13 protein-coding genes are annotated in these 13,037 nt (G+C 51.8%); 7 read left to right on the top strand and 6 right to left on the bottom strand.

The genetic code is table 11. The annotated features are described in order from the left end of the window. Positions 1-92: 92 nt before the first annotated feature. Both BUA44_RS15045 and BUA44_RS07515 read right to left on the bottom strand, forming a co-directional pair. Positions 93-1,325, bottom strand: a complete 1,233-nt coding sequence (locus BUA44_RS15045) for an ABC transporter ATP-binding protein (RefSeq protein WP_255370485.1) — start codon at positions 1,323-1,325, stop codon at positions 93-95. Next, positions 1,318-2,397 (bottom strand): ABC transporter permease, encoded by a 1,080-nt coding sequence (locus tag BUA44_RS07515; protein ID WP_072810381.1) that lies wholly within the window; start codon positions 2,395-2,397, stop codon positions 1,318-1,320. The genes BUA44_RS15045 and BUA44_RS07515 overlap by 8 nt, the downstream gene beginning before the upstream one ends. Positions 2,398-2,489: 92 nt before the next feature. Between BUA44_RS07515 and BUA44_RS07510 the strand changes: the two genes are divergently transcribed. The 5 genes from BUA44_RS07510 to BUA44_RS07490 all read left to right on the top strand — a co-directional run bounded on the left by BUA44_RS07510 (position 2,490) and on the right by BUA44_RS07490 (position 9,341). Further along, on the top strand, positions 2,490-3,077 hold the full coding sequence (locus tag BUA44_RS07510) for a hypothetical protein (RefSeq protein WP_143151906.1): 588 nt from the start codon (positions 2,490-2,492) through the stop codon (positions 3,075-3,077). A 199-nt stretch (positions 3,078-3,276) separates the two neighbouring features. Further along, positions 3,277-6,846 carry a pyruvate:ferredoxin (flavodoxin) oxidoreductase gene (nifJ, locus tag BUA44_RS07505; protein WP_072810376.1) on the top strand — a complete coding sequence of 1,190 codons (3,570 nt, stop codon included), beginning with the start codon at positions 3,277-3,279 and terminating at the stop codon, positions 6,844-6,846. 230 nt (positions 6,847-7,076) lie between these two features. Further along, positions 7,077-8,276 (top strand): ATP-binding protein, encoded by a 1,200-nt coding sequence (locus BUA44_RS07500; protein ID WP_072810374.1) that lies wholly within the window; start codon positions 7,077-7,079, stop codon positions 8,274-8,276. 367 nt (positions 8,277-8,643) lie between these two features. Further along, entirely contained in the window at positions 8,644-8,931 is a 288-nt protein-coding gene (locus BUA44_RS07495) for a type II toxin-antitoxin system RelB/DinJ family antitoxin (RefSeq protein ID WP_072810372.1), read from the top strand. After that, a complete protein-coding gene (locus BUA44_RS07490; RefSeq protein ID WP_072810370.1) occupies positions 8,928-9,341 on the top strand; it encodes a putative toxin-antitoxin system toxin component, PIN family in 414 nt (137 codons plus the stop codon). Before BUA44_RS07495 ends, BUA44_RS07490 begins: the two co-directional genes overlap by 4 nt. A 259-nt stretch (positions 9,342-9,600) precedes the next feature. On the opposite strand, the gene BUA44_RS16130 is transcribed toward BUA44_RS07490, so the two are convergent. Next, positions 9,601-9,660 carry an LEPR-XLL domain-containing protein gene (locus BUA44_RS16130; protein ID WP_083579534.1) on the bottom strand — a complete coding sequence of 20 codons (60 nt, stop codon included), beginning with the start codon at positions 9,658-9,660 and terminating at the stop codon, positions 9,601-9,603. 49 nt (positions 9,661-9,709) lie between these two features. Beyond that, positions 9,710-10,414, bottom strand: coding sequence for a fibrobacter succinogenes major paralogous domain-containing protein (locus BUA44_RS15660; protein WP_178348767.1), 705 nt, complete (start codon positions 10,412-10,414; stop codon positions 9,710-9,712). Between the two features lie 79 nt (positions 10,415-10,493). Between BUA44_RS15660 and BUA44_RS15655 the strand changes: the two genes are divergently transcribed. Beyond that, the gene (locus BUA44_RS15655) at positions 10,494-11,039 is read left to right on the top strand and encodes a hypothetical protein (protein ID WP_178348766.1); all 546 of its coding nucleotides are present in this window, start codon (positions 10,494-10,496) and stop codon (positions 11,037-11,039) included. Here BUA44_RS15655 and BUA44_RS07480 read toward each other — a convergent pair. After that, complete coding sequence (locus BUA44_RS07480; RefSeq protein ID WP_178348765.1) at positions 11,008-11,937, bottom strand: FISUMP domain-containing protein; 930 nt, start codon at positions 11,935-11,937, stop codon at positions 11,008-11,010. The genes BUA44_RS15655 and BUA44_RS07480 overlap by 32 nt on opposite strands. 97 nt (positions 11,938-12,034) lie before the next feature. Between BUA44_RS07480 and BUA44_RS15650 the strand changes: the two genes are divergently transcribed. Next, on the top strand, positions 12,035-12,172 hold the full coding sequence (locus BUA44_RS15650) for a hypothetical protein (protein WP_178348764.1): 138 nt from the start codon (positions 12,035-12,037) through the stop codon (positions 12,170-12,172). Between the two features lie 233 nt (positions 12,173-12,405). Here the strand turns inward: BUA44_RS15650 and BUA44_RS07470 are convergent, their stop codons facing one another. Further along, positions 12,406-12,912: a DUF6169 family protein gene (locus tag BUA44_RS07470; RefSeq protein WP_072810360.1), complete on the bottom strand. Its 507-nt coding sequence runs from the start codon at positions 12,910-12,912 to the stop codon at positions 12,406-12,408. Positions 12,913-13,037: the final 125 nt, after the last annotated feature.

Genomic DNA, 13,037 nt, shown 5'->3' with positions numbered 1-13,037 from the left:
GAAAGCAAATTACTTGCACCTAAAAGTGATTTTTTAGGCCCGCTGGGCAGACCAAGCGGGCAGCACGCATGCATTTGGTCTGCTAGAAGCGTTTACTTGCTTTGCAAATTCTGGAAATAGCACTGCGCAAAATGAGACTCGCCCACTTTCGGCGGGATTTCCTGTGAGCGGCACTTGGCCTGCAGCTCGGCGGAAAGGCTCGCACACTTTTCGCAGCGGTCCGCAAATCGGCAGCCCTTCACAAAGTCGCGCGCATGCGGCACTGACCCCGGGATGGAGCGCAGGTTGCGCATGTCACTGTGGTTTTCGGGGATGGCGGCCAATAGCCCCTGCGTGTACGGGTGCATCGGGTTATCAATCACGTCGCGCACGGGCCCGCATTCTACGATGCGGCCGGCGTACATCACCGCCACGCGGTCCGCGTATTGCGAGACAATGCCCATGTTGTGGGTAATCAGCAGGACCGCGGTACCCGTGCGATTCGCCATATCTTTCAAGACCGCAAGGACCTGCGCCTGCACCGTCACGTCGAGTGCCGTAGTCGGTTCGTCGGCAATAATGAGCTTGGGTTTCGGGAGCAACGCCATCACGATACATACGCGCTGGAGCATGCCTCCCGATAGTTCATGCGGGTAGGCGTTCAGCACGCGGTCGGGGTCGTTAAAGCCCGCGAGAGTCAGCATCTCGCGAATTGCTGCCAGCGGGTCGGCGGCGCCATCCTTGCCCGCAGTTTTCGCGCCGTCCTTGCCCGCAGTTTTCGCGCCGTCCTTGCCCGCAGTTTTTGCGCCGTCCTTGCCCGACTCAGCCTTACCCGCGCCGTTTAAAGCCTTGCCGGTAGGCACAGCAGGCGAACGATAGGGTCCACCGCAGAACTTGAACACCTCGAGCAACTGCTTCTTGATGGTCACGACCGGGTTCAGGGCCTGCATCGGCTCCTGAAATATGCACGCAATCTCGGACCCGCGGATTTTCTGCAGTTCAGGGAGCGGGAGCTTCGCCAAATCAATCGGCGCGCAGTCTTTTTCCACAAGAGAACCCTCAGCGCAGTCCTTACCCGCATTCGAAGCACCCGCGCTGTACAGCACCGAGCCCTCGACAATCTGCGCGCCCGGCCACGGGAGCAGCCGCAGGATTCCCATCGCAGTCACACTCTTGCCGCAACCCGACTCGCCCACCAGCGCAAAGAACTCGCCCGCATTGATTTCGAACGAGACACGGTCCGTCACTTGCAACGGCTTGCGGCCTTCCACCGGCAAGCCTTTCTTATTGAACCCGAAGGCCACCGAGAGCCCGCGCACCTGCAAAACCGGCGAAGAACTAAACATACCTGTCCCCCGACTTCGGGTCCATGGCATCCCGCACGCCCTCGCCCACGAACGTGGTGAGGAGCAGCGTCACGAAGAGTGCGGCGACCGTGCTCACCGAAATCCACGGTGCATACAAATTATTGAGTCCCTGGCTCATGAGTTCGCCCCAGCTGGGCGTGGGCGGCTGCAGGCCGAATCCCAGAAAATCGAGCGAAGTAAGGCTCCCGATACCGCCAATCAGCGTGAACGGGAACAGCGTCACCACGGGCGTCATCGCATTCGGCAGAATTTCCTTGAAAAAGATATGCCTGTGCCCCATGCCCAGAACCTTCGCCGACTGCACGTAGGTCATGCCGCGCAGCTTGAGGAATTCCGCACGCATGTAGTAACTGAGCGAAATCCAGTTGAACGCCGCCATAATCAAGATGAGCAGCCAGAAACTGCGCCCGTAAATGCTCCCGATTAGAATCACCACATAGAGCATCGGGAGCGACGACCAAATTTCAATCATGCGCTGCATGCCGATATCCCAGAACTTGCCGAGGTAGCCCTGGATACCGCCGATGACAATCCCGAGGAACGTCCCGAGCACCGTCAAGAGCAGGCTAAAACTGATACAAATCCTGAACCCGTGAATCAGGCGCGCCAAAACGTCGCGGCCGTTGCTGTCGGTGCCAAGCCAATGCCTTGCACTCGGCGCAAACGGGGGCGCTCCGTCCTCGCTCAGGTCCGCCTTCAGCGGGTCGTGCGCAATCGGGGGCATAATGGCCCAAACCTCGGGGCATCCGCCCGCGCGGGTAAAGCCCTCGGCAGCATCTTCCTCGCACTCGCGAACAGCCTCGAAAAGCTTGCCATAATCGGCTTCCGTCTGGTATTCCCCGCCAAAATCCGCATCGCTGTACCGCACGAACGCCGGGAAATACGTCTTGCCCTCGTAACGCAGCACGAGCGGTTCGTCGTTCACCGTCCACGGGCTCGTGAGTGAAAGCAGGTACGCCACCACGAGCACCACCAGCGACCAGAACGCCCGCTTGTTCTTGCGGAAGCGCTTCAGCCGGTTCAAGGTTTCTGTGGATACGCGGAATTTCATCAGTGCGGAATATAGAAAAAACTCCCTGCAACAGGAAAATTTATTAGTTTAGTTCCATGCGCAAAGGAATAAACACCTTAAAATGCCTGGTCATGGCAGCTTTCGTCGCCCTGTGCGGGTGCAGCGACCCCAATGAGTTGAAAACAGCCAGCAGAGACTTTACCCCCTCCAACGACCTGCGCCTGGAAGACTATATCGACGCCGCGGATTCCATGGCCTTTTTTACATGCACCGAAAGCACACCCCTGCTCGATGAGCAGGCATCCTCGCCCCTCGCCTTCGCAGTGTACCAAACCCGACTAAAGAGGGACTTCGACGACTTGACGAAAGCCTTAGAATACAAGGACCGTAAAAAAAGGAGCGGCATACACTTCGACAAACAATGGAGCGCCTACTATGTAGAACTCTATAGGCAAGGCAAGCCCATCGATACCACTAACATCAATGCAACCTTCGAGACACAGGGATTCACAAAAAACGGGTATGTCTACTATTTCGCCGACAATGACAAAGTTGCAGAATTCTTCGAGTCCCGCAATATCAAGAAAATGCCCTGGGGGTGCTGGCCCGACAAGCGAGGCCCCCAGTCAAAGGCTTTTAAGCCCGCAAAACGCAAGGAACGCATTTCAGAACCGCAACCGATGGTTTTTAGACCCGGGTACCGCAGATACGAACGTTAAAATTTATTTACACAGTTCTACCGGCATTTTTCGCCCCCATACATTCCCCATTTAAGAGAATTTTTCAAAAAATTCCCGTTCTTTCACGCTCAATCTTTATATTTTTCTCTACGGATTTTTGCGCCACGGGTGTGGTACCACATGCCCGGGGTGTATATGATCAGATTTTTTCGAAAAAACCTAAAAATTGGAGACACACATGGCAAAAAAGATGATTGCGTGTGATGGTAACGAGGCCACCGCTAGCGTAGCATTTGCTGTTAGCGAAGTTGCGGCTATTTACCCGATTACACCGTCTAGTCCTATGGCTGAGCACGCCGACAACTGGAGTGCTGCAGGCAAGAAGAATATTTGGGGACAGGTTCCCCGCGTGTTTGAAATGCAGTCCGAAGGTGGCGCTGCCGGTACCGTTCACGGAGCGCTCCAGGCTGGTGCTTTGACCACGACCTTCACCGCTTCCCAGGGTCTTCTCTTGATGATCCCGAACATGTACAAGATTGCGGGCGAACTGACCCCCACGGTCTTCCATGTGACTGCCCGTGCCCTTGCCATGCAGGGCCTTTCTATTTTCGGTGACCATTCCGACGTGATGGCCTGCCGCCAGACCGGTTTCGCCATGCTCGCCTCCAGCTGCGTGCAGGAATGCCAGGACCTCGCTCTCGTGGCCCACGCTTCCACTCTCGAAAGCCGCGTTCCCTTCATGCACTTCTTCGACGGTTTCCGTACCTCTCACGAAGTGATGAAGATCGAAGCTCTCGAAGACGGCGTTATCCGTAACGTCATCGACGAAAAGTACGTGAAGGCATGCCGTGAACGTTGCCTCACTCCGGACCGCCCGACCATGCGCGGTACCGCCCAGAACCCGGACGTTTACTTCCAGGGCCGCGAAACGGTGAACCCGTTCTACCTGAAGGTTCCGGAAATTGTCCAGAAGTACATGGACAAGGTCGCAAGCTACACTGGCCGTCAGTACCACATCGTGGACTACGTCGGTGCACCCGATGCCGACCGCGTGATCATTTCCATGGGTTCTTCGACCTGCACCATCGGTGACACCGTCAAGTACCTCAACGGGAAGGGCGAAAAGGTCGGTCTCGTGAACATCCGCCTGTACCGTCCGTTCCCGATGGAAGCCGTGGTTGCAGCCCTCCCGAAGACCGTCAAGAAGATTGCCGTCCTCGACCGCTGCAAGGAACCGGGTTCCGCTGGCGAACCGCTCTTCCAGGACGCCCTGACCGCTATCTCCGAAGCCGTGATGGCAGGCAAGATGGCTATGCCGAAGATGATCGGCGGCCGCTACGGTCTCTCTTCCAAGGAATTCACCCCGGCCATGGTCAAGGCCATTTACGACGAACTCGCCAAGGCCGACCCGAAGGCTCGCTTCACCGTCGGTATCAACGACGACGTGTGCCACACGAGCCTCACCATCGACCCGAACTTCAAGCTGGAAAGCGACTTCTTCCAGGCCATGTTCTTCGGTCTCGGCTCTGACGGTACCGTGGGTGCCAACAAGAACTCCATCAAGATTATCGGTAACGAAACCGACAACTACGCCCAGGGCTACTTCGTCTATGACTCCAAGAAGTCCGGCTCCATGACCACCTCTCACCTCCGCTTTGGTAAGAGCATCATCGACGCCCCGTACCTGATTGGCGAAAACGAAGCCGACTTCGTGGCATGCCACCACACTCCGCACCTGGAATCCGTGAACATGCTGAAGTACGCGAAGGATGGCGCAACCTTCCTCGTGAATACTCCGCATTCCGCCGACACCGTGTGGGATACCTTCCCGCGTCCGGTGCAGGAAGAAATCATCAAGAAGCACCTCAAGGTGTACGTGATCGACGCCTACGCCGTTGCCGCGAAGACCGGCATGGGCCGCCGCATCAACACCGTGATGCAGACCTGCTTCTTCTCTAAGCTCGGTAACGTGCTCGATGCCGAAACCGCCATCAAGTACATCAAGAAGTACGCCGAAAAGACCTACGCCAAGAAGGGTCAGGAAGTGGTCCAGAAGAACTGGGACGCTATCGACGCCTCTCTTGCTAACCTGTTCGAAGTCAAGGTTCCTGCTACTGTCACCAGCACCAAGGAATTCCGCGCTCCGATCCACGGCAACGCTCCGAAGTTCGTGAACGAAGTCACCGCAGAAATCATCAAGGGCAACGGCGAACTTCTCCCCGTCTCCAAGATGCCTTGCGACGGCGTGTTCCCGACCGGTACCACCAAGTACGAAAAGCGCGACCTCGCCCTCAACATCCCGTCCTGGAATCCGGACGCTTGCGTGCAGTGCGGCAAGTGCGCCATGGTCTGCCCGCATGCAGCCATCCGCGTGAAGGTCGTTGACGAATCCGCAGTGAAGAACGCTCCGGAAGGCTTCAAGTACACCCCGGCCAAGGGCTTCAAGCTCGAAGGTTCCGACAAGCCGGTATTCGCGATTTCCGTGTCCAGCTACGACTGTACGGGTTGCGGCGTTTGTACGCAGGCCTGTATCGGTAAGGACAAGGCCGACGAAACCAAGAAGGCCATCAACATGGTGCCGCAGGAACCCATCAAGGTTCAGGAAGGCAAGTGCTGGGACTTCTTCGTCGATCTCCCGGAATTCGACCGCACCAAGGTCAACAAGAACCTCGTCAAGCAGGCCATGCTCCTCGAACCTCTGTTCGAATTCTCTGGCTCCTGCGCAGGCTGCGGCGAAACCGCTTACGTGCGTCTCGTTTCTCAGCTGTTCGGTGACCGCATGGTTGTCGCCAACGCTACGGGTTGCTCCTCCATTTACGGCGGTAACCTCCCGACCACTCCGTGGGCAAAGAACAAGGAAGGCCGCGGCCCCGCTTGGGCGAACTCCCTCTTCGAAGACAACGCTGAATTCGGTCTCGGTATGCGCCTCGCTATCACGAAGCATGCCAAGCAGGCTTTGAGCCTCCTCGAAGCCGTGAACGTTCCTGCCGAACTCAAGGAAAAGCTCACGACCCAGGAGCAGAATGACGAAGCCGGCATCAAGGCCCAGCGTGAAAACGTCGCCGCCCTGAAGGCTGCCCTCGCCGGTGCAACCGACGAAGCATCCGTCAGCCTCCGCGACGAATTCGCCGACTACCTCGTGAAGAAGTCCGTGTGGATCTTCGGTGGTGACGGTTGGGCATACGATATCGGTTACGGTGGTCTCGACCACGTGATGGCAACCGGCGAGAACGTGAACATCTGCGTCCTCGATACCGAAGTGTACTCCAACACCGGTGGACAGGCTTCCAAGGCCACGAACCGTGGCGCCGTCGCCCTCTTCGCTGCCGCTGGTAAGCGCGCTGGCAAGAAGGACCTGGGCCTTATCGCCATGAGCTACAAGAACGTTTACGTGGGCCGTATCGCCCTCGGTGCAAACGACGCTCAGGCCCTGAAGGTTCTCCAGGAAGCGGAAGCTCACAATGGTCCGTCGCTGATCATCTGCTACTGCCCCTGCATCAACCACGGTTTCGATCTCAACAGCCAGCTTCAGCACCAGAAGATGGCCGTGGATTCCGGTTACTGGACTCTGCTTCGCTACAACCCGGCTCTCGCCGCCGAAGGAAAGGCTCCGCTTATCCTCGACTCCAAGAAGCCGACGATCCCGGTCGCAGAATACATCTACACCGAAAACCGCTACAAGCAGCTCACCCGTAACAATCCGGAAGTGGCCAAGAAGCTCGCCGACGACCTCCAGAAGGAAGTGGACGCCCGCTACGCATTCTACGACGCCATGTCCAAGGATACCGAAGGGCTGATCAGCCTGTAATCGGAAATGTCATCCTGAGCGGAACGCCGCAAGGCGTGAAGTCGAAGGATCTCACACAAAAGACGAGTGATGGACAATCACCCGTCTTTTTTTGTGATGCCAACCGATTACAAGCAGTCTTTTCTCTAAATCCGAAATGACCTGGGCGTTCCCCGGCCCGGGCCATCTAGACAATTTCCCAAATTTTATATATTTTTATTTTTGGGAAATATAAATTCGGGAGTCGACAAATGAAACTGATTGAAAGAACAGAGTATTTGGACACATTGAAAAATGTCAGGGGTACACCCGACATCAAGGTGATAACCGGAATCCGTCGTTCCGGCAAATCAAAATTATTAGAATCCTTTGCAGAATGGATTGCAAAAAATGATAAAAAGGCAAACATCATCAAGATCAACTTCAACTTGACGAAGTTTGAAAAATTACAGAACTATTCCGCACTCGAAGAATATGCAGAACAGGCGTACAAGCCTAAAAAGACAAACTATCTGTTCATCGACGAAGTTCAACTTTGCAACTCGTTCGAAAAGGCATTGAACAGCCTTCACGCCACGGAAAAATTCGACATCTATGTAACCGGCTCAAATGCATTCCTGCTTAGTAGCGATCTGGCAACGCTCTTTACGGGTAGAACTTTTGAGATACCCGTCTTCCCGTTTTCGTTTGCGGAATACACAAAATACTACAAGCCGAAAAAAATGGAAGACTCGTTCGAATCCTACCTTAAAGAAGGGGGGATGGCGGGTTCCTTCTTATACAAGACTGAAAGCGAAAAGTTCCGTTACGTGAACGAAGATGTTTTCAACACGTTGGTTATCCGCGACATCGTCAAAAAATACAAGATTCGGAACAAGGTCTTTCTTGAAAAACTGATTGACTTTTTGATGGACAATGTCGGCAACATCACCTCCATCCGAAATGTCGCCAAGACAATCAGCACCACAGGCGACAAGACGAACCATAAAACCATAGGTTCTTACATCGATTATTTATGCAAGGCATTCGCCTTCTACAAAATCCGAAGATTCGACATTCGCGGAAAAAGATACTTGACCACGGAAGACAAATACTACTTGAGCGACCATTCGTTCCGCTACGCAAGACTCGGGACCCGCAACATGGACTACGGCCACGTGTACGAAAACATGGTTGCCATGGAATTACTTCGAAGGGGTTACCAACTTTACGTCGGAGTCCTATACAAGAAAGAAATCGACTTTGTAGCAATGAAACATGACGAAAAGCTGTATATCCAGGTATCGGACAACATCTCGGACAAGAAGACTTTTGAAAGGGAAACGGCCCCGCTGCTCGGAATAAAAGACGCATACCCCAAAATGCTCATCGCGAGAACAAACCACGAAACAACCCAGTACGAAGGAATCAGAATCGTCGATGTCTCAAGATGGCTTCTTGGCATGGATTAGCCTCCAACGGATTAAGCCCTTCCTTGGGCGTTCCCCGGCCAGGTCCCTGAGCCTGCCGAAGGGCCGGGTCGGGTGCTGCTCGCCTCTCGTCACCCCGGACCTGATCCGGGGTCGGCTCATCGAGCCTTGCCGCTCTGTCACCCTGGAGCGGAGCGATAGGGTCCACGGCAAGTCTCGCCACCGCGTGGCGGTGCGACGCCCCCTAACGCGATTCCAGTTTGGGGTGTGGTGGTCCTGAAATGGGCTAATTTCTCCGTATTTTTTGAGAAAATTAACCTATAAAGCCTAAAAAAATATATATTAATATTAAAGTCACTTGCATTCACACAGAATACATTTGTATATTTTGTAAGTACGGAGGTATGCCATGCAGAGCACATTGCTACAAGTCAGGGTGGACGAAAAGACCCGTTCCGCAGCAGGGAGTATTTTCGAAAGACTCGGTATAGACCTGCCGACAGCCGTCCGAATGTTCCTTGCCCGCACCATTCTCGAAAACGGCATTCCTTTCAGCATGAAACTCCGCCCGACCACACCCGACGATGTCCTTGAAGCCATGAAGCAGGCTTCGCAGTCCGCCGCCGATGCAGGAGTCGCCGACATGTCCCTTGAAGAAATCAACGCCGAAATCGCACAGGCGCGGGCAGGCAAATGAAGTGCTACGCCGTCATTGACACCAACGTGCTAGTTTCTGCGCTTTTGCGGTGGGATTCCGTCCCTGGGCAGGTCGTTCAACAGACCTACGCCCACGAGATTATTCCCGTTTTCAACGATTCCATTTTACAGGAATACGAAGAAGTCCTGTCGCGCAAGAAGTTTCATTTTCCAACAGAAACCGTCGATTTCTTGATTTCTCGCCTGAAATCCATCGGCGTGAACCTTGCTGCCGTTGAAACTCTCGTTGGCGATTTTCCCGATCCGAAAGACGTGGTGTTTTTCGAGGTCGCCATGGAGAAGAACAAGACCGATGAAACCTTTCTGGTCACGGGCAACCAGAAGCATTTTCCGCAACACCCGAAAGTCGTCACCCCTGCGGAAATGCTGAGAATTCTGGACAACCTGTAGTCTGCCTAATGTAAAAACAGGGCGTTCCCCGGCCCGGTCCCTGAGCCTGCCGAAGGGGGGCCGGGTCGGGTGCTGCTCGCCTCTCGTCACCCCGGACCTGATCCGGGGTCGGCTCATCGAGCCTTGCCGCTCTGTCACCCTGGACCCTGGAGCGAAGCGATAGGGGATAGGGTCCACGGCAAGTCTCGCCACCGCATGGCGGTGCGACGCCCCCTAACGCGATTCCAGTGTGAAATGTGAAGTGTGGGGTGTGGAATGACTATTTGACGGCAGCCATGAGTAGGCGAGGTTCGAGTTGTTCAATTTTGAAATTGTTCATTCCGCGATCGTATTTTTCTTGGTCTTATGTCATCCTTATTATGAATTCGTTAGTCAACCTTTACGCAGCGGACTGAAAAGCCATATGTCTTATATTGATCGGAACGAGAATTGCCCGTAGACGATTTTCCCTGTGACCCGGCAACAGCCCCCTCTTGTGCATAATTCTTTGATTCTTCAGGATAAAACCAATATGTGTAATCATTAAGATCCGAAAACTCATATGCCCAATTATATCCAGCGGCAATTAAACTATACCCTGTATAGTTAAGGCCGCCAAAACCCGTTGATCTAACACCTTTCACACCCGCATCATTTCCATCTGCGTGAACTACAATATAAAAATCATTGTATGTAAGCAAACGCCAACCACCTGGGCAAATTCCCTGATGATTCTCTTGAATCAAATGGGCACAACTCTTGGTATTACAACTATCGTTGAAGCCCATCATTTCAGCCCATTGGTAAAGTCCACCATACTTTAGGCATTTTGTGGTATCATTGTCATAGCAGTAGCGTTCAACTTTAGAGTTGTCAGATTGATTCTCAGAGCCATCAATCATTATACCAACATTCAAATTCTCTGCCATAACATTGATTGTTGCCGCTTTATTATTAGTATCTTTTCCTGTCACAGTCAGATACTTGTATATACGCTGTTCATATTCAAATTCACCATACGAAAAATTCGGGGGAAGATCGCCCCATCTTACAAAACTACTACTTGAAGCAACTGATGACGAAGAACGCTTCACGGAAGAACTGGACGGCTTTACGGAACTACTGCTTTGCTTTTCGCTTGAAGACAAATTCACCGACGAACTAGAGTTGTCCTTGTTGCTGCTGGATGAGTCATCGGACTTCACAGAACTGGAACTCTTGGAATCAGAAGAGACTTTTGTTTCATTTGTGGAACTGCTAGACTTATTCTCACTACTCGATGACTTGTCTTTTTCCATATTTTCGTCACTAGACCCATTCGACTCCGCTGACGCTCCGCTCAGGGTGACACTCGAATCAGGCGACTCTACAGACGAACTGGAAACACCTGTTTCGTCGGAACTAGCCGACGAAGAGTCATCGCAAGCCGAAAGGGCGAAGATTGCCGCGAGCACCGCCACCCACAAGAAACCAAGACCCTTGACACACTTCATACCATTATCTCCTGTAAAAATTTTCACCACCCACAAACCAAGCAATGTGAAATATGGAATGTGGAATTTATACCGCAAAATCCATCATCAGGCGGGGTTCGAGTTGTTCAAGTTTGTATTGATCAATACGGTTGTTCATATTTTCTCTCTGCTTGCGGTTCTTGTTTCTGGACATGCTTTACCTTCTAAAACAATTATTCTTGATTGGCCATCACACAGCGAATAGACAAGCCCCATAATTTGGAATCTGACCTTGCTGTATTGGGCGTAAGATCATCTTTGTTGTCATAAGAATATCCTACGCTCGCAAACACATTAGATCTATCGAATTCCTCGCTAGTGGATAATTTTTTATTTTTGTCAATTTCAGTGGGGTAATACCATCCAGCGATACCAAGTCGGCCTTCAAAACCTTTAGAACATCCGCTACACCGATACCCCGCACCTACTAAAGAAAAACCGGTATAATTGGAACCCTTAAAGGTATATTGCGAGCGAATGCCTAACGCCCCCTTATCAGTGCTCCAATAGATTAGTTCATAATCATCATAAGTCATCAACCGCCAACCATTAGGGCAAATGCCCTGATGATTACTCGGATTGCTTATTAAATTGGCACAACTTTTTGTATTGCATTCGCTAGGCAACCCCATCGCTTCCGCCCATTGATATAGTCCACCATACTCGTCGCACCTTATCCAATCATTTTCATAGCAGTATTTCTCAACTTTGTTATCATCGTTCTGATTTTCAGTTCCGTCTATTTGCACACCATAATTAAGGTTTTGAGCAAAAATCGTTACCGAGCCACGAGTTCCATCTTTACGCTTCCCGTTAATTGTCAAGTAATAATATTTTTGTCCATCACGGGAATCTTCATAAATTTTATAGGCACCAGAGCGAACACTATCCGCAAGAAGCGGTAAAGAATGATCAAATGGGATATACTCACCACTACTGCTAAAAATGGTCGAAGAAGATTGATTCACAGAAGAACTGCTACTTTGCTTTTCGCTTGAAGAAGACTTATCCTTGTTGCTGCTAGAAGAATCACCCGATTTCACAGAACTGGAGCTCTTGGAATCAGAAGAATTCTTTGTTTCTTTCGCGGAACTACTAGACATATTCTCACTACTCGATGACTTGTCTTTGGTTTCGTCACTAGACCCATTCGACTCCGCTGACTCCGGAGCCTGTCCTGAACTTGTCGAAGGACTCAGGGTGACACTCGAATCAGACGACTCTACAGACGAACTGGAAACACCTGTTTCATCGGAACTTGCCGACGACGAATCGTCGCAGGCCGAGAATGCGAGCATTGCCGCCAACAAGAAGATGGTTAGAGATTGCTTCCCCTGAAACAAGTTCAGGGTCGCAATGACACGCTGGAAAGACTTCTTCATAAAACATCCCCGTCTATAGTTTATCCTGTTAAATATAGGTAATGCCCCTGCCAAAGTCCATACCCCCCCCCATTGTAAAATTTAGGAAACACACGTCATCCCCATCGTCCCAAACTCCCCCATATGTCCCACAGCGGGATATACGGGAAAACGGGGGGCATTGGAACGGAGAATTACCTTTATATCAGCCTATCCTTCAAAGGAAAGGCTGACATATTCGGTGGCGTATTGAAGAATTTCATTAAGGTGCGGGTTATCGCTTCTTACAAGGAGAAAACTGATGTTACTGAACCCTTCGAATTGGATTGACAAGGGAACTATGGTCAGTTTGCCGTTGTTACAAAGTTTGAACCAGGAGTTATGCTCCGCAGATAGGAACATCCTGTAACGTCCCCTTTGACGACCGTCTACAGAGTCAAGGCTGAGCAGTATCGCCGCTTCAGGCTGATTTGAAAAGACCCTTGACAAGATATCCACGACGGTATTCCGCATTTTACCGCAAACCTTGTCATTATTCGCATTGTTGCGTTTTGCGATGTCAAGGCCGAACTCATACAGTTTTAGTTCCGTTGCCCCAAGAATGCTTCCCAAATCAGAAAAGGTAACGATATACTCGTTACCATAATCAGTGGTGAACCGGTAGCCGGAGTCTGTTTCTTCAAGACTATAACGGCTTGACAAGTCTAATGTTGTCATCTTTGAAATTCTCTACCGATCCATATTTCTTGATATGCGCTGAAAGTCTCCGCTTGGCGGAGATAATGTCTGGCAACCGTTCGACCAGTTTCTTTATATCATTTTTGATCGCTGTTTCCATAGGA

This window comes from Fibrobacter sp. UWR3 (genome assembly GCF_900143055.1).
GTDB lineage: Bacteria > Fibrobacterota > Fibrobacteria > Fibrobacterales > Fibrobacteraceae > Fibrobacter.
The sequence above is the reverse complement of the archived record's forward strand: the minus strand, read 5'-3'. Positions and strand labels throughout refer to the sequence as shown.